This is a genomic window from Micromonospora pattaloongensis, assembly GCF_900107255.1.
Taxonomy (GTDB): domain Bacteria; phylum Actinomycetota; class Actinomycetes; order Mycobacteriales; family Micromonosporaceae; genus Micromonospora_I; species Micromonospora_I pattaloongensis.
Genome location: NZ_FNPH01000011.1, coordinates 97,680 through 113,360 on the forward strand (window position 1 = coordinate 97,680; position 15,681 = coordinate 113,360).

The following is a 15,681-nucleotide window of genomic DNA, read 5'->3' on the forward strand; positions in this document are numbered from 1 at the left end:
CTCATCCGGCACGGCCGCCGGTCGCGTGCGACTCGGTGAACACCGCGTGCAGCGCGTTCGCGGCGTGCTGCTGGGCGTCGCGGGCGGCGTCCAGCACCGGCGCCATCCCGAAGAACTCGTGTGGCACTCCCTCGTAGTGCCGGCACTCCACCTCGACCCCGGCCTGGATCAGCCGGTCGGCGTAGCGCTGCCCCTGCGTGCGCAGCGGGTCGCGCTCGGCGGTGATGACGAGCGTCGGCGGCAGCCCGCGCAGCCGGTCGGCCGGGGCGTTGAGCACGTCGAACCGGGGGTCCTTCGCCGCCTCGGGCGTCGAAAAGGTGTGCTTGGCGTACCAGCTCAGCGCGGCCCGGCTGAGCGGTCGGGCGTCGGCGGAGTCCGCGCACGACTCGTTGTCGATCGTCCCGGTGACCATCGGGTAGACCAGCAGCTGGAACGCGGGGAGCCAACCCCCCTCGGCCCGCAGTTGCAGGCAGGTCGAGGCCGCCAGGTTGCCGCCCGCCGACTCCCCGGCGATCGCGATCCGGTCGGGGTCGCCGCCGAGGTCCGCGGCGTGGTCGTAGATCCACCGCGTCGCCTCCAGCGCGTCGTCGTGCGCGGCCGGGAACGGGTGCTCCGGGGCGTGCCGGTACTCCACCGACACCACGATGCACTGCTCGCGGTTGGCCAGCCCGCGCGGCGTCGAGTCGTACGAGTCCAGGTCGCCGATCACGAAGCCGCCGCCGTGGAAGTAGATCACGATCGGCATGTTGCGGGCCGACACCGGCGGGGTCGGGCGGTAGACGCGCAACGCGATGTCGCCGCTGGGCCGCGGGATCGTGATGTCCTCGACCGACCCGACCGGCTCCGGATCGGTGGGACGACCGGTGTCGGCCAGCACCCGCGAGACCGCGTCCGCCGGGGTGGGCTGCTTGCGGGCCCGCTGCGGCTCCAGCGTCTCGATCGGCTTCGGGTTCAGCGACGAGTACGCGTCGAGCACCTGCTGTGCCTGCGGTTCGAGCAGCCCGGAGGCGTCCGTGGCGAGCTTGTTCTGCCGCCCGCTGGTGCGGTCCCGCACCTTGTCGACCATCGCGGCGGGTGCCCCGAACGCCCGGGTGACCGGCGGGGCGCCGGTCGCGGACGGGTGCGGGCGGGTCGGCGCGCGCCGCTTGGCGTCCGCGAACGCGGCGCCGAGCTCGGCCATCCGGCGCGGCCCGACCGCGTCGCGCAGCGCCGGCAGCGACTCCCGCTCCTCCTCCGGGACGTGCTTGCGCATCTCGGCGATCAGCCGGTCGAGCGCCTCCTCGAAGTCGGGGCTGCCCGGGTTGTTGCGGTCGATGCTCGCCAGGCACTCCTGGATCCGCTGGTGTTCGGCGCGGATCCGGTCGGTCAGGCCGCGCCCGTCGGCGGCCGCGCCGGCCAGGTCCGGGTAGACGGCCAGCTCCGCGGCGGTCGTGTGCAGCGACAGCTGGTAGATGAGCTGGTCGGCGAGGGTACGGCGATCGCCCCGCTTGGCTTCCAGGTGCTGGAAGATGCGCTCGATGGCGGCGTGATCGTCACTGATCGCCCGGTCGACGTCGCCGGGCAGCGTCTCGTACGGCAGCGCCATGGCGTCCCCTCCTCCAGCGTCGGCTGCCCGGAGCGCATACCCGGGAAAAGCCCGCTGATGCCGGCCGTCGGCGTTGCCGCGAAGCCGGTGCGGGGCGCCTTCGGCGGTGTCAGGATCGCAAAGGGGAGCCGGCCGGAGGCTCCCGGTGGGAGAGCCATGGCAGACAGTTCCGCCCCGAACGTGCCCAGCTGGGTCGACGTCGGCACCCCCGACCTCGCCGACGCCACCCGCTTCTACACGACGCTGTTCGGCTGGGCGGCGCGCGTGTCACCGCAGCCGGAGGCGGGCGGCTACACGATCTTCACGAAGGACGAGAAGGTGGTGGCCGGGGCCGGCCCGCCTTTCTCCGAGGCTCAGCGGCCGGCGTGGGCGACGTACGTGACGACGGACAACGCCCACGACGCGGCGCGCCGGGTCGAGGCGGCCGGCGGGACGGTGCTGATGCCCCCGTTCGACGTGCTCGACCAGGGCCGGATGGCGGTCTTCACCGATCCGGCGGGTGCGCCGATCTCCGTGTGGCAGCCGATCGAGATGGGCGGGGCGGAGCTGTTCAACGTGCCCGGCGCGCTGTGCTGGAACGAGCTGACCACCCGCGACCCGGAGGGGGCCAAGGCGTTCTACGGCGCGGTCTTCGGCTGGGGCGTCAAGGACAACGCGTTCGGGCCGGTGACGTACACGGAATGGCTGCTCAACGGGCGGTCGGTGGCGGGCATGATGCCGATGGCCGGCGAGCAGTGGCCGCCCGACATGCCGCCACACTGGATGGTCTACTTCGCGGTCAACGACTGCGACGCCACCGCCGCGCGCGCGGCCGAGCTGGGCGGCACGGTCTCCGTGGCGCCCACCGACATCCCGCAGGGCCGGATCGCGGTGCTCACCGATCCGCAGGGGGCGGTCTTCTCCGTGATCAGGATGGCGCAGACCTGACCCGGGTGCCCGCCGCGCGCACGGGCACCACCAACGGTCCGTGCTCGCCGTCGACCACCCGCACCCGTGCCCGGTAGTACCTGGCCAGCAGCTGCTCGGTGAGCACCTCGCGCGGGTGTCCGGCCGCGGCCACCCGCCCGTCGGCGAGCAGCACCATCCGGTCGGCGTACTCCCCCGCGATCGACAGGTCGTGCATCGTCGCGAGCACGGTCAGCCCGTGGTCGTGCCGCAGCTGGTCAACCAGCTCGAGCACCTCCTGCTGGTGACCGATGTCCAGGGCGCTGGTCGGCTCGTCGAGCAGCAGCACCGTCGCGCCCTGCGCGAGCGCGCGGGCGAGGAAGACCCGCTGCCGCTCGCCGCCGGAGAGGGTGGCCAGCTCCCGGTCGGCGAAGCCGCTCAGGTCCAGCCGGTCCAGCACCTCGCGGACCGCGGCCAGGTCCGCGTCCGACTCCCGCCCCAGCGGCGGGATGTAGGGGGTGCGCCCGAGCAGCACATAGTCGACGACGGCCATCCCGGGTGGCACGACCGGGGACTGCGTCACGGTGGCGACCATCCGGGCGCGGTCGCGGCGACGCAGCTTCGCGGCCGGCGTGCCGAGCAGACAGATCGAGCCGATCCCGGTCACCAGGCCACCGATGGCGCGCAGCAGGGTCGACTTGCCGGCGCCGTTCGGCCCGATGACGGTGACCCACTCGCCGGGCGCGACAGTGAGATCGACGCCGTCGAGGATGGGCGCGCCGCCCAGCTCGACCCGCAGGTCCCGCACCTCCACAGCGCTCACAACACTCACAGCACTCACAGCACCACCCGCTTCGCGGTGCGCAGGACGAGCACGAAGAACGGCGCGCCGAAGAACGCGGTGACCACGCCGATCGGGATCTCCGCGGGCGCGGCGACGGTCCGCGCGGCCAGGTCGGTCAGCGCCAGGAACGCGCCGCCGAAGAGCATGGAGAGCGGCAGGATCGCCCGGTAGCTCGCGCCGACGAGCAGCCGCACGGTGTGCGGCACGATGATGCCGACGAACCCGATCAGGCCGGTCGCGGAGACCGCGGCCGCGGTGCCGAGCGACGCGGCGGCGATCAGGAGGTAGCGGGATCGCCGCGGGTGCAGCCCGAGGCTGGTGGCCTCGGCGTCGCCGACCGAGAGCACGTCGAGCTCGCGCCGGTGCAGCAGCACCACCACGGCGGTGACCGCGGCGTACGGCAGGACCAGCAGCACGTCGTGCCAGCCGGCGGTGGCCAGGCGTCCGAGCAGCCAGGCGTAGACCTCGCGGATGCTGTCGGCGTTGCGCTGCAGCAGGTAGGTCTCGCCGGCCGCGAGGAAGGCGGAGACGGCCACGCCGGCGAGGATCAGCGTCGCGGGCGTGCGGTCGCGACCACCGGCGGCCCCCAGCAGGTACGTGAGCACGACCGCGCCGAGCGCGCCGACGAAGGCGGCGAGCGGGATGGTCAGCGGCAGCCCCGTGGTGACGTCGCCGCTGCCCGCCCCGCCACCGACGCCCAGCGTGATCATGGCGGTGACGCCGAGCCCCGCGCCCGCCGCGACGCCGAGCAGGTGCGGGTCGGCCAGCGGATTGCGGAAGACGCCCTGGTAGCAGCCGCCGGCCAGCGCCAGCATTCCGCCGACGAGCAGCGCGAGCACGACCCGGGGCAGCCGCAGCTGGGTGAGGATCGCGATCTCCCGCTCGGTGAGCCCGCTGTCGATCCGCACGCCGGGGATGAGGTTGAGCAGTTCGGCCGCGACGCTGCCGGGCGGCAGGCCGACCGGGCCGAAGGCGAGCCCGGCGAGGGCGGCCACGACGACGGCGACGACGCCGGCGGCGAGCCAGGCGGGACGCAGCGGGCGACGCCGCGTACCGCGCGGCTCCCCGACCGCCGCGCGGGCGGCGGCCGGGGGGCCGGGACGGGCTTCGATCACGCCGCGGGGACCTTGGCGACCGCGTCGACGATCGCCCGGACCAGGTCGACCACGCGCGGCCCCCAGCGGGAGGCGATGTCGTCGTCCAGGGTGACGATCTGGTTGTTCTTGACGGCGTTCATCGCGGCCCAGCCGCTGCGCGCCTTGACCGTCTCCGGCGACTGCTGGCAGCACTTCACGTCGGCCAGGAAGATGAGGTCGGGATTCGCCTTGACCAGCACCTCCTGGGACAGCTGCGGGTAGCCGCCCTTGGCGCCGTCCGGGTCGGCCGCGTCGGCGACGTTCTCCATGCCGACCAGCGCGAAGAGCGAGCCGACGAGGGTCTTGCTGGTCACGGAGTAGAAGGTCGGGTCGAGCTCGTAGTAGTAGCGCAGCTTGGTCGCGCGCTGCGGCACGTCCTTGACGAGCTTGTCGATCTCGTTCTTCATCCGCGTGGTCAGGTCGGCCGCCTCGTCCGGGTGGCCGGTGAGCGCGCCCAGGTCGGCGATCTGCTGGTACGTGTCGTCCAGCGTCTTCGCGGCGGGCGCGACGTAGACCGGGACCTTCAGCTTGGTGAGCTGGTCGACAACCTTGTTCGTGTCGTTGGAGAGCACCACGAGGTCTGGATTCTTCGCGGCGATCGCCTCGGCGTTCGGGTTGAAGCCCGACAGGTCGCTCTTCGGCGCCTCGGCCGGATAGTTGGAGTTGTCGTCGACCGCGGTGACCTGCTTGCCGGCGCCGATGGCGAAGAGCATCTCGGTGGCGCTCGGCGAGAGCGCGACGATCTTCTCGGGCCGCTTCTCCAGCGTGACGGTGCCGACGGTCACGGGGAACGTGGCGGCGCTGCTCGGGGCGGCCGCCGGCGTGTCGTCCGAGCCGTTGGCGCAGCCGGTCACGATCAGGGCCGCCGCGGCGAGCACGGCGGTGGCGACGGTGCGGATGGGTCTCATCGGTCCTCCTGTCGGTCGAGGAGCTGGTGCTTCGCCGACAGGGGCCGAGTTGGTGGGCGCCCCGCCTGCGAGGCGCCCTTCCTCGAGAGCGCTTGTCGCGACCGCGCCGCAGGCGGCCTGGCTCATCCTCCGCGCGGCCAACGGCGCCCGGTTACGGGCGGCCGTGCGGAACGGGGCATCACAGTTGCGGGACAGCGCCGGGTTCACACCGGCTTCGCTGCGGAGCAGTCGATAGAAAGGTAGCGCAATGACCAGGGACGATGCGCCGACGGATGGCCGATCACACACACAGACCGTCGGCCGGGGACGACGTCCCCGGCCGACGGCCCGGCGTCCTGCTCGTGGCGGTGGGGTCAGCAGTACTGGCTCTGCTTGCCGATGGCCCGGTAGGGGCAGTCGGCGAACTCGCTGAGGATCAGCACGGCGTCGCGGTTGCGCGCGGTCTCCCGCGGGATCACCTCGTCGGGCGGGTAGAAGCCGCCGCCGGAGGCGGAGCCGGGATACATCTCGAAGGTGTACGCCCAGATCTTGTGCACACCCCACATCCAGTCGAGGCTGTCGCCGTCCGTGATGTAGAGGTCCGACGACTGCTGCGGCGTGTAGCCGTTGGTGTTGGCCATCTGCCGACCGATGGTCGCGAAGGTGTTGTACTGGTCGGCGTTCATGCCGGTGGCGGTGTTGTTGTACGTGTAGCCGTACGGCCAGAGCACCAGCTGCGAGTAGGTGTGGAAGTCGATGTTCGCCTTGATCTGCTGCACGCCGCCGACGACCCGGCTGTTGACGAAGTCGCGCAGCGCCCGCGTCTCCACCGCGGAGAACGCCGACGGGCCGCGGTAGGTCTCGGACGACGTGCTGCCGGAGGAGCCGCCGCAGCAGCCCCAGTTGTAGCCCCAGTTGCGGTTCAGGTCGGTGCCGACGTACGACGATCCGCTGTTGGGCTGGCGGTTCTTGCGCCACGACCGGTACGAGCCGGTGGCGATGTCGTACTCGCTGCCGTCCGGGTTGACCGTCGGCACGATCCAGAGCTCGCGGGTGTTGACGATGTTGGTCACCCGGGAGTCGGAGCCGTAGCTGTCGGTGAAGAGGTTGAGCAGGTAGATCGCCATTTCGACGGTCAGGTGCTCACGGGCGTGCTGCTGCGAGTTGAACAGGATCTCCGGCTCGTTCTCGTCGGTGTTGACGTTGTCGGAGATCTTGACCGCCATCAGGTCGCGACCCTCGTACGACCGCCCGATGCTGGTCTTGCGGGCGATGGTCGGGTGGTCGGCGACGACCCGGTTCACCACGGCGGTCAGCTCCGCGTAGTCGTGGTAGTTCGAGTCGGCCGGCGGGAACGCCATGGTGGACGGCCCGGCGCTGGGGTCGGAGCGGTCCGGCGGGGCGGGGACGGCCTCGATCCGGAAGCCCAGCCGCTGGACGGCCTTCGCCTCGGACGCGGTCGCGGTGATGGTGAGGATGCCGTGTTCGACGTCGTCGATCGCGGCACCGGTGCCGGCGACCGCGGTGCGGTCGGCGGGCGTGCGCGGGCCGAGCACCCGGTATTCGCGGGCGATCTCCCGCGGCGCCGGGTCGGGCTGCGCCTGCGCGGCGACCGGGGCGCTCACCGCGGCGAACAGCCCGACGGCCGCGGTTGCGGCCAGGGCCGTCGCCCGGCGTAGCGAGACGGATGGGCGGAATCGCATAGCTGACCTCCTGGGGGTGGGGAGGATCCCGCTGGATCGGGCCCTAACTGCACCACCCGCCCCATGGTCATATCAATATTTGTCACCTTCGTTTCCATGCCAAGGTGATCATCATTCTGGCAAAGACTTTCCGTGTGGTTACATCTAGCGAAAGTTCCTTGCGGACGGGATAGTGGCGGCAGGAGTCCCCCGTACCCCCGTGGGAGCAACCATGGACAGATCCCGGGCCCGCGCGGTCGCCGTCGCCGGTGTCACCGCCCTCGCCCTGCTCGGCGCCGCCGTCCCGGCCGCCGCGGCGACCCCCACCGCGGCCGCCACCCGGCCCGCGACGCCGATCACCCACGACGAGCAGATCACCTACCACGAGTGGTCGAACCACCGGCAATGGCGCGGCGGCACCCACCAGGGAACGATGGCCCTCCCCGGCTTCCGCACCGGCATCACGCTGCGCGCCCCCGCCGGCACCACCGAGTACGCCGACCCGCACACCGGCGTCACCCGCCGCTGGCAGTACGCCACCTGGACCTCGCCGCTGACCGAGGTCGGCTTCGACGCCACCGAGCTGGTCGCGTCGTGGAACGCCGACACCCCCGCCGGCACCTGGATCCAGATCGAGCTGCAGGGCACGTACAACACCGGGGACCGGACCCCGTGGTACGTCATGGGCCGCTGGGCCTCCGGCGACCAGGACATCCGGCGCACCACCGTCAACCGCCAGGGCGACCCGTGGTCGAGCATCTGGACCGACACCTTCGCGATCGACGACGCGTCCGCCGGCGTGCTGCTGCGGGCGTACCAGCTCCGGCTCACCCTGTACCGCGCGCCGGAGCAGCGGCGCGCGCCGCGGGTCTGGATGCTGGGCGCGATGAGCTCGGCGGTGCCGGACCGGTTCTCGGTCACGCCGAGCGCCGGAGGCATCGCCTGGGGCCGGGAGCTGGCCGTCCCGCGCTACTCGCAGAACGTCCACGCCGGCCACTACCCGGAGTACGACGGCGGCGGTCAGGCCTGGTGCTCCCCCACCTCGACCGAGATGGTCGTGGAGTACTGGGGGCGTGGGCCGTCCGAGGAGGAGACCGCCTGGGTCGACCCGACCTACCCGGACCCCAGCGTCAACCACGCCGCCCGGATGACCTACGACTACGCGTACGAGGGTGCGGGGAACTGGCCGTTCAATACCGCGTACGCGGCGTCGCGGCGGGGACTGGACGCGAGGGTGACCCGGCTGCACTCGCTCGACGAGGTGGAGCGCTTCATCGCCGCCGGCATCCCCGTGGTGACCAGTCAGTCCTTCCTGGCCAGCGAGCTCGACGGCGCCAACTACGGCACCTCCGGGCACCTGTTCGTCATCGTCGGGTTCACCGACGACGGCGACGTGATCGTGAATGATCCGGCCTCGTCGTCGAACGAGGTCGTCCGCAACGTCTACCAGCGGGAGCAGTTCGAGCAGATCTGGCTGCGCACCAAGCGCCACACCGCGGCCGGCACGGTCGCCGGCGGCTCCGGCGGCATCGTCTACCTGATCAAGCCCTGGTGGAAGCCCTGGCCGGCGGTGCCCGGCTCCACCAACTGGTAGGCGCACGGGGATCGGCGGGTCCGGCACGGTCAACGACGCCCGTGCCGGGCCCGTCGCCGTCACAGCAGCTGCGGCAGCTCCCAGCTCTTGTCCGCGCCCGTGACCTTGTCGATCGTCGGCCCGAGGGTCGGCTTGACGATCGCCTGTTTGATCACCCAGTTCGTCGCGATCAGCTGGTATCCGCTCGCCGAGGCGTAGCGCGCGGTCGCCCAGTTCTGCACTCCGACGCTGCGGATCGATGTCAGCTTGTACGCCTTGGCGAACGTGCTCATCTTGCCGAGGAACTCGGCGACCTTGCGGAGCAGGTTCGCGAGCCGCAGCGCCACCGCGGCGGCCCGGGTGCCGGCCAACCCCGCCTCCACGGCGCCCGCTGCCGCGCCCACCGCGACCGACGCGCCGGCGGTGATCCAGGCCGACGCGAGCGCGACGATGATCGTCACGATCAGCCAGGCGATCAGCTCACGCACGATCTGCTCGACCAGCTCCTGCGCCTGCTGCGCGCCCTCGGCCGACCCCTCCAGCAGCTCCGCGGTGGCCACGAAATGCTCGCCGATCTCGGTCAGGGACCGGTTGAGCTCCGCCATCTCCGCGTTGAACGAGGTCGCCGCCGCACCCTCCCAGTAGGAGAGCAGGTCGGTCCGGGCGTCCAGCTCCGACCGGGCGAACTCCTCCAGCCGGCCCGCCGCGTCCCGCCACGCCACGGCCTTCGCCCGCAGCTGGTCCGGGTCGCCGGTGACCTCGTCGAGGGGGTTCGCCAGGAACTCCACGATGGGCTTGATCACGGAGTACGCGGCACCGGCCGGCCCGAGCCACATCTCGATCCGCTCGGCCCCGCTGGGCGCCCGGGTCACCGCCCGCCCCCGAACCGCTGCGCGCTGGCCTGGTCGGCGCCCTGGTAGTTGTCGCGCATCTGCCGGAACGCCACGGCCAGCTCGCCGAAGACGTCCTCCCCGGCGCGCAGCACCTCGAGGCCCTCGGTGGTGCGCTGCTCGTACCCGGCGGCCGTCTCCCGCGACTCCGGCAGCAGACCGAAGCTGTCCGCGGTCACGTCCGCGTCGAGCAACGTGGACCGCGTCCGGCCGAACCCGTCGGCCAGCTCCGCCATCGCCTCGGCGTACCGGGTCATCGCGTCCAGGTGGACCCGCAGCGGTTGGCTCATCGTCTCTCCTCCCCTTCGACCCCGGCCGCCGGCTGCGGCGGACCGATCGCGGCCGCGGCCCGCTCGCCGAGCTTCGGCAGCGCGCACACCAGCGCGCAGGCCGACCCGTCGGCGAAGACGACCAGGATCCGCCCGCGGCGCAGCGCGCCGGCCGGCGCGTGGACGGCACCCACCACGCGCGGCCGGTCCACCTCGTACAGCGCGGACGCGACCTGTCCGGCCGGGCCGAACCAGCGCCGCCAGAAGCCACCGCCGGGCGCGTCGACCAGCTCAGCGCGGTAGAGCAACAGCCGGCGGTCGGTGACGGCCAGGGCGGCGCTGCCGGTCACGGCGTCGTGGACCGACCGGGCGATGCTGTCGTCGCCGCCGACCACGGCCCGGCCGAACGTCGCCCGTTGCAGCAGTTGTCCGGGGTGCGCGCCCAGTCCGAGCAGGATCGTCGGGTCCAGCAGGTTCTTCAGCTCGTCGGCGACGGAGACGTCCTCGGTGGTCCCCGGGTCTCGCACCAGCGGCGACGCGACGAGCAGCGATTCGGCGTCGTGCAGCAGCGGGCGGAGCACCGGCGCCATGTTGGCGGTGTAGTCCCTGGCCACCCGGCAAGAATGCCATCAGATCAACACGAGCACTATTCTTCGGTCGGCGGACACCGCGCCGGACCGGGAGGAGCCCCATGTCTGAACTCCGCGACCTCTCCGACCTCGCCGATTACGCGCACCGGCAGATCGAACGGATCCAGCGGATGCAGCAGGACATCGCGGCGGAGTACGGCGAGGGCCGGTCGCCGCGCGGGCTGGTCCGGGCGCGTACCGGCCCCGGCGGCGCGCTGCTCCAGCTGCGGATCGACCCGGCCGGGCTGCGGCTGACCGCGGACGAGCTGGAGGCCGAGGTGACCGCGGCAGTGACCGCCGCCCAGCAGCAGTTCGCCGCCCGCGCGGACGAGATCATGGCGCCGGTGCTCGGCCTGCGCCCGAGCGAGCAGGCCGTCAACGAGCTGGAGGCCGGGATGAACCGGCTGGACGCGCTCGGCGACGACCTCGAACGGCTGGCGCGGCGGCGGGGGCTCGCCGACTGAGCGGGGCTCAGCTCTTCGCGCCGCCCTCTTCCGACTCGGCCGGGGTGGCGGGCGGCTGGTCGTCGCCGGCCAGCGCGGAGCGCAGCCGTTCCTTCTCGGCCCGCCGCCGCTCGGCCGCCTCCGCCAACTGCTGGGCCATCTGGTCCCGCAGGCCGCGCAGGAAGAAGAACGAGACCGCCGCGGAGAACACCACCGCCAGCATCAGCTTGATGAGCAGGTCGAGGGGGGTCGGCCAGAGCGCCACCAGGACCACGACGAACAGCCCGATGCGGGCCAACGTGTACTTCACGGCGGGACTCATGTTTGATCTCCGATCACAGTTCGCCGACCCGGCCACCGGGGCCGCGCCATCCGCTCAGCTTCGCTGCGCCAGCCACCGCACGCCGTGGAACCAGACCAGCGCGTAGACCAGCGAGAAGACCGTGGCGCCGACACCGCCAGCCGCGAGCGGCGGAAGCCCGTTCGTCAGGCCGGCGCCGAGCAGCCCGGCCGCGATCGCGACCGCGGCCGCGACCAGCGCGACGGCGATCCGGGCCGGGCCGATCCGCCAGGCCCGGAACTCCTCGGCGAAGAGCCACACCGGCAGGATCACCGCGAGCCAGCCGTTGGCGTCGCCGAACCGGCCCGCGCCGACAACCGACAGCCCCGCGTCGAAGACCGCGAGCACCGCGAGCCCGATGACCAGGCCGGCGAGGGTCACACCGAGCAGGTCGGGCAGCGCGACGACCCGCCCGTCGGCGTCGCGCCGCGGGAAGCTGTCGCTCTTCGCTTCCGTCATGACCCTCACGAGGGTACGCGAGCCGCCGAGCGGCACCGCCGACGAGCCGGCGATGCCGTTGCGCTCGGCGCCTGACGCCGGCGCTAGGCCCAGACCTGCTGCGGCTCGGCGCGTCGCTCGGCCAGCGGCACCGGCGCGTCGTACTCGCGGACCACCTCGTACCGGGTGTTGCGCTCCACCGGGCGGAACCCGGCGTCCCAGATCAGGTTCAGCAGGTCCTCGCGGTGCATGGTGTTGGGCGTGCCGTACGAGTCGGCGTCGTGGGTGATCTTGTATTCGACGACCGAGCCGTCCAGGTCGTCGACGCCGAAGTTGAGCGACAGCTGCGCCACCGACAGCCCGTGCATCACCCAGAAGCACTTGACGTGCGGGACGTTGTCGAAGAGCAGCCGGGAGACCGCGAAGGTCTTGAGCGACTCCGCGGGCGACGCCATCGTGGTGCGCGCCTGGATCCGGTTACGGATCTTGCCGTCGGCCGAGTCGACGAAGTCGTGCTGGTAGCGCAGCGGGATGAAGACGGCGAAACCGCCGGTCTCGTCCTGCAGCTCGCGCAGCCGGAGTACGTGGTCGACGCGGTGCCGTGGCTCCTCGATGTGCCCGTACAGCATTGTGGACGGCGTGCGCAGCCCCTTCGAGTGCGCCAGCCGGTGAATGCGCGACCAGTCCTCCCAGTGACAGGCGTGGTCCACGATGTGCTGGCGGACCTCCCAGTCGAAGATCTCGGCGCCGCCGCCGGTCAGCGACTCCAGCCCCGCGTCGATCAGCTCGTCGAGGATCTCGTCCGCGGGCAGTCCGCTGATCTTCTCGAACCACTGCACCTCGGTCGCGGTGAACGCCTTCAGCTTGACGTTGGGCAGCGCGGCCTTGAGCTCGCGCAGCACCTTCGGGTAGTAGCGCCAGGGCAGGGTCGGGTGCAGGCCGTTCACGATGTGCAGCTCGGTGAGCTGCTCATCCTCCATCTCCTTGGCCTTGCGGACGGCCTCCTCGATGCGCATCGTGTAGGCGTCCTTCTCGCCCGGCTTGCGCTGGAACGAGCAGTACGCGCAGGAGGCGCTGCAGACGTTCGTCAGGTTGAGGTGCCGGTTGACGTTGAACATCACCCGGTCGCCGTTCATCTCGGTGCGCTTGTGGTGCGCGAGCCGCCCCAGCCAGGCGAGGTCGTCGCTCTCGTAGAGCGCGACACCGTCCTCACGGGTCAACCGCTCCCCGGCGTACACCTTTTCTTCCAGCTCACGCTTGAGTCCGGCATCCATGCCCGCCACGCCCCTTCCAGCAGCGATCCACCGTCGAGCGTACGTCTACGGCCGGCGGCCGCCTCCGACGGCCGGGCCGCAGCGACACACTTCACCCTCCTCACAGCGTCTCGTTACCCACGACGGCATCGACACGGCCGGCGTTCTGCGGTAGTACAGAGTGGGACAGGGCACACCACACGACGCGAGAACTCCGCCGCGCCCCCGGCGCGGCGTCTTGGCGCCGGACGGAGAGTAAACGGCATGACGATGAGCAGGCGGAAACGACAGGCTCGCTACGGTCGGCCGATCAATCCGGTACTACGTCCGATGGCCTGGTCGGCGCTGCTCGGCGCGGTGGTCGCGGGCATCCTCGCGGCTCCGGCCTACGCCGACCCGCCGCTGCCCAACGCGATCCCCGACACCGGCTCCCGGCCGCAGGTCGCCGGCGCGCTCCCGCTTCCGGGCGCCCCCGCGCCGCCGACGGTGACCCCGCCCGTGGCTCCCTCGACCACCAACCCGCTGGCTGCGAAGCTCGTCGCGAAGCAGACGGAGGTCGCGACGCAGGGTCAGCAGCTGCTGAAGCTGCAAGAGGAGCTCGATACGGCAAAGGCGGCCGTGACCGCCGCCGAGGCCGAGCACCGCGCGGCGGCGGCGGCGATCACGGAGGCCCGGCACAAGGCCGAGGCGGCGGCCGCGGACGCGCTGAAGAACGCCGCGGCGCTGCCGCCGGGCGCCTTCGGCAGCGATCTGCACGACCTCGGCTCGCTCTCCCGCATCCAGAAGGGCTCCGAGGAGCGCGACACGACGGACGCCGCGGCGGGGGAGGCCGCCCGCACCCGCGCCGCGGAGCAGGCCGCGCAACAGGCGTACGCGACCGCGCAGGCGCGCGTCGCGCAGCTCCAGCAGCAGTACACGGAGTTCGACGCGACCTTCAAGCGGTCGCAGAGCGAGCTGGCGAAGCTGGAGAAGGACAACGCCGACCAGATGGTGGCGGTGGCGCGCCAGCAGGAGGCCGCCGAGCAGCGGCTCGGCGCGGACATCATCCGCGACACGAGCATCGCGGGGAAGGGGGCGCATCCGAAGGCGGTCGCGGCGCTGCGGTTCGCGCTGAGCCAGCGCGGCAAGCCGTACGTGTGGGCGGCGGAGGGACCGGACGCCTACGACTGCTCCGGGTTGATGTGGGCGGCCTACCGCACCGTCGGCTACACGTTGCCGCGCGTCGCCAACGACCAGTACTTCGCCACCCGCGGCAAGTCCGTCGACCGCTCCGCGTTGCTCCCCGGCGACCTGGTCTTCTTCGCGTCCGGCCCGAGCTGGCAGAGCATCCACCACGTCGGCATGTACGTCGGCGGCGGCAAGATGGTGCACGCGCCGAACAGCAACGAGGTCGTGAAGGTGTCGGAGGTGTGGTGGTCGCGCCTCTACGCCGCCACCCGGGTGTTCGACGCGGTCAACGCCCCGACCATCCCGGCGCCCAAGCCGCCGGCCCCCAGCAAGCCGCCGGCGACGCCGAAGCCCACGCCACCCGGCCAGCCCACGCCGATCACGCCGAAGCCGAAGCCCCCGACGACGAAGCCGCCCACGAAGCCGCCGACGCTCCCGCCACCCGAGCCGGACCCGACCACCCCGGAGCCGGAACCGACCACGCAACCGCCCGGGAACACGGCCCCGCCCGCGAACACGGCCCCGCCGTCGGAGTCGAGCGCCGCCACCCCGTCCATCGGCGCGACGAACGGCAGCGCGCCGTCGGCCGTCGCCGGGAGCGGCGGTCAGTGACGCGTCGCCCGCGTCCGCTCGGCCCGCGCGGACGCGGGAGCGGCCGGACTCGGAGTGCGCCCGCGCGGCCGGATATGGCACGGTGAGACGGACACTCTCCTCGCCCCGGACGTGACACCGGGCGGGGCGCGGGGCGCGGGAGGCAGCCATGGACGAAGAGCAGGTTCGGCCGCAGGTGGGGACAGCGTCGGAGCCCGCCCCCGCCGAGCGCACGGCCGACGCCGCCGGGGACGCGCCGGTCCCCAGTCAGCGTGCGGGGACCGCGGTCGAGTCCACGTCGCAACATTCCGCGATCTCCGGCCGCGCGCGGGTCTCGCTGCCCGGGCCCTCCCCGCAGGTCACTGCCGAGGAGGCCGCCGCCGCGATCCCGGCCGGCGGGTCCCGGGCCCGCGTCTACAACACCGGCGAATGGCAGGCGCTGCGGCGCCCGGCGCCGACGCCGCAGCCCGCCGAGCCGCCCCGACCCGCCGAACCACCGCGACCGGCGACGCCACCGCCGCCGGGGCCGGGTCCCGCACCGACGCCACCCCCGCTGCCGCAGCCGGGTCCCGAACCCTCGCCCCTGCCCGCGCCGCCGTTGCCGGAGCCGCCCGGGCCGAGGCCGCAGCCGACGCCGCCGGCGCCCGGACCACAGCCCGTGCCGGCGCGACCCCCCGCGCCGCCCGCGCCGCCGCAACCGCAGCCGGCGCCGCCGCCGTTCCCGCCGCCACCAGCGACAGCTCCGGAAGGCGGCCGGCCGGAGCGGCGCTTCGGCGGCACGGTCTACGGCGCGACGCCGAGCGAAGCGCTGGGCCGCCCCGACCTCGATCCGACGATCATGACGGTGCCGGTGAGCAGCCCGCTGGAGAACTCGGGGTCGCTGACGGGCCACATCCTGGCGCAGGGCTGGCCGGACCCCCCGGCCGAGCATGGCAGCACCGGCAGGGTCCTGCTGATGCTCGTGATCGGTCTCGGGTTGCTCGTCGGGGTCGGCGTCCTCGTGGTGCTCATCGTCGGCGACGCGTTCACCGGCATCTTCGGCGGGCTGCTCGGCTGAGCGCCGGGGCCC

General features: G+C 72.7%; 15 protein-coding genes, 1 pseudogene and 1 riboswitch. Of the genes and pseudogenes, 5 read left to right on the forward strand and 11 right to left on the reverse strand.

What is annotated here, in order from left to right; all coding sequences use genetic code 11:
- Window position 1 precedes the first annotated feature (1 nt).
- Window positions 2–1,585, reverse strand: a complete 1,584-nt coding sequence (locus BLW47_RS21560; protein WP_091561188.1) for an alpha/beta hydrolase fold domain-containing protein — start codon at window positions 1,583–1,585, stop codon at window positions 2–4.
- A gap of 156 nt (window positions 1,586–1,741) precedes the next feature.
- Between BLW47_RS21560 and BLW47_RS21565 the strand changes: the two genes are divergently transcribed.
- Window positions 1,742–2,512 carry a VOC family protein gene (locus BLW47_RS21565; protein ID WP_091561190.1) on the forward strand — a complete coding sequence of 257 codons (771 nt, stop codon included), beginning with the start codon at window positions 1,742–1,744 and terminating at the stop codon, window positions 2,510–2,512.
- On the opposite strand, the gene BLW47_RS21570 is transcribed toward BLW47_RS21565, so the two are convergent.
- The 4 genes and pseudogenes from BLW47_RS21570 to BLW47_RS21585 form a co-directional block, all read right to left on the reverse strand.
- Window positions 2,493–3,284 carry an ABC transporter ATP-binding protein gene (locus BLW47_RS21570; RefSeq protein ID WP_091561194.1) on the reverse strand — a complete coding sequence of 264 codons (792 nt, stop codon included), beginning with the start codon at window positions 3,282–3,284 and terminating at the stop codon, window positions 2,493–2,495. The genes BLW47_RS21565 and BLW47_RS21570 overlap by 20 nt on opposite strands.
- 23 nt (window positions 3,285–3,307) lie before the next feature.
- Window positions 3,308–4,426 carry a FecCD family ABC transporter permease gene (locus tag BLW47_RS21575; protein WP_091561384.1) on the reverse strand — a complete coding sequence of 373 codons (1,119 nt, stop codon included), beginning with the start codon at window positions 4,424–4,426 and terminating at the stop codon, window positions 3,308–3,310.
- Complete coding sequence (locus tag BLW47_RS21580) at window positions 4,426–5,358, reverse strand: ABC transporter substrate-binding protein (protein ID WP_091561197.1); 933 nt, start codon at window positions 5,356–5,358, stop codon at window positions 4,426–4,428. The genes BLW47_RS21575 and BLW47_RS21580 overlap by 1 nt, the downstream gene beginning before the upstream one ends.
- A gap of 116 nt (window positions 5,359–5,474) precedes the next feature.
- A riboswitch (cobalamin riboswitch) is annotated at window positions 5,475–5,571 on the reverse strand.
- Between the two features lie 143 nt (window positions 5,572–5,714).
- Window positions 5,715–7,040, reverse strand: a pseudogene (locus tag BLW47_RS21585) (M14 family metallopeptidase); the annotation flags it as partial.
- Window positions 7,041–7,251: 211 nt separating this feature from the next.
- On the opposite strand from BLW47_RS21585, the gene BLW47_RS21590 reads away from it, so the two are divergent.
- The gene (locus BLW47_RS21590; protein ID WP_091561204.1) at window positions 7,252–8,613 is read left to right on the forward strand and encodes a C39 family peptidase; all 1,362 of its coding nucleotides are present in this window, start codon (window positions 7,252–7,254) and stop codon (window positions 8,611–8,613) included.
- Between the two features lie 59 nt (window positions 8,614–8,672).
- On the opposite strand, the gene BLW47_RS21595 is transcribed toward BLW47_RS21590, so the two are convergent.
- From BLW47_RS21595 to BLW47_RS21605, 3 genes are read right to left on the reverse strand one after another with little or no spacing between them, the layout of a single operon-like run.
- On the reverse strand, window positions 8,673–9,464 hold the full coding sequence (locus BLW47_RS21595) for a WXG100 family type VII secretion target (protein WP_091561208.1): 792 nt from the start codon (window positions 9,462–9,464) through the stop codon (window positions 8,673–8,675).
- Window positions 9,461–9,772, reverse strand: a complete 312-nt coding sequence (locus tag BLW47_RS21600; RefSeq protein ID WP_091561212.1) for a hypothetical protein — start codon at window positions 9,770–9,772, stop codon at window positions 9,461–9,463. Before BLW47_RS21600 ends, BLW47_RS21595 begins: the two co-directional genes overlap by 4 nt.
- Complete coding sequence (locus tag BLW47_RS21605) at window positions 9,769–10,365, reverse strand: hypothetical protein (RefSeq protein ID WP_091561216.1); 597 nt, start codon at window positions 10,363–10,365, stop codon at window positions 9,769–9,771. The genes BLW47_RS21600 and BLW47_RS21605 overlap by 4 nt, the downstream gene beginning before the upstream one ends.
- Before the next feature lie 77 nt (window positions 10,366–10,442).
- On the opposite strand from BLW47_RS21605, the gene BLW47_RS21610 reads away from it, so the two are divergent.
- Window positions 10,443–10,844, forward strand: coding sequence for a YbaB/EbfC family nucleoid-associated protein (locus BLW47_RS21610; protein WP_091561219.1), 402 nt, complete (start codon window positions 10,443–10,445; stop codon window positions 10,842–10,844).
- Between the two features lie 7 nt (window positions 10,845–10,851).
- On the opposite strand, the gene BLW47_RS21615 is transcribed toward BLW47_RS21610, so the two are convergent.
- The 3 genes from BLW47_RS21615 to mqnE form a co-directional block, all read right to left on the reverse strand.
- Window positions 10,852–11,145 (reverse strand): DUF4229 domain-containing protein, encoded by a 294-nt coding sequence (locus BLW47_RS21615; protein WP_091561223.1) that lies wholly within the window; start codon window positions 11,143–11,145, stop codon window positions 10,852–10,854.
- 54 nt (window positions 11,146–11,199) lie between these two features.
- On the reverse strand, window positions 11,200–11,622 hold the full coding sequence (locus BLW47_RS21620; RefSeq protein WP_091561226.1) for a hypothetical protein: 423 nt from the start codon (window positions 11,620–11,622) through the stop codon (window positions 11,200–11,202).
- 83 nt (window positions 11,623–11,705) lie between these two features.
- Entirely contained in the window at window positions 11,706–12,875 is a 1,170-nt protein-coding gene (mqnE, locus tag BLW47_RS21625) for an aminofutalosine synthase MqnE (protein ID WP_091561230.1), read from the reverse strand.
- A gap of 309 nt (window positions 12,876–13,184) precedes the next feature.
- Between mqnE and BLW47_RS21630 the strand changes: the two genes are divergently transcribed.
- Together BLW47_RS21630 and BLW47_RS25715 are read left to right on the forward strand one after the other, a co-directional pair.
- Entirely contained in the window at window positions 13,185–14,633 is a 1,449-nt protein-coding gene (locus BLW47_RS21630; protein ID WP_245736878.1) for a C40 family peptidase, read from the forward strand.
- Window positions 14,634–14,781: 148 nt separating this feature from the next.
- Window positions 14,782–15,669, forward strand: a complete 888-nt coding sequence (locus BLW47_RS25715) for a hypothetical protein (RefSeq protein ID WP_091561237.1) — start codon at window positions 14,782–14,784, stop codon at window positions 15,667–15,669.
- Window positions 15,670–15,681: the final 12 nt, after the last annotated feature.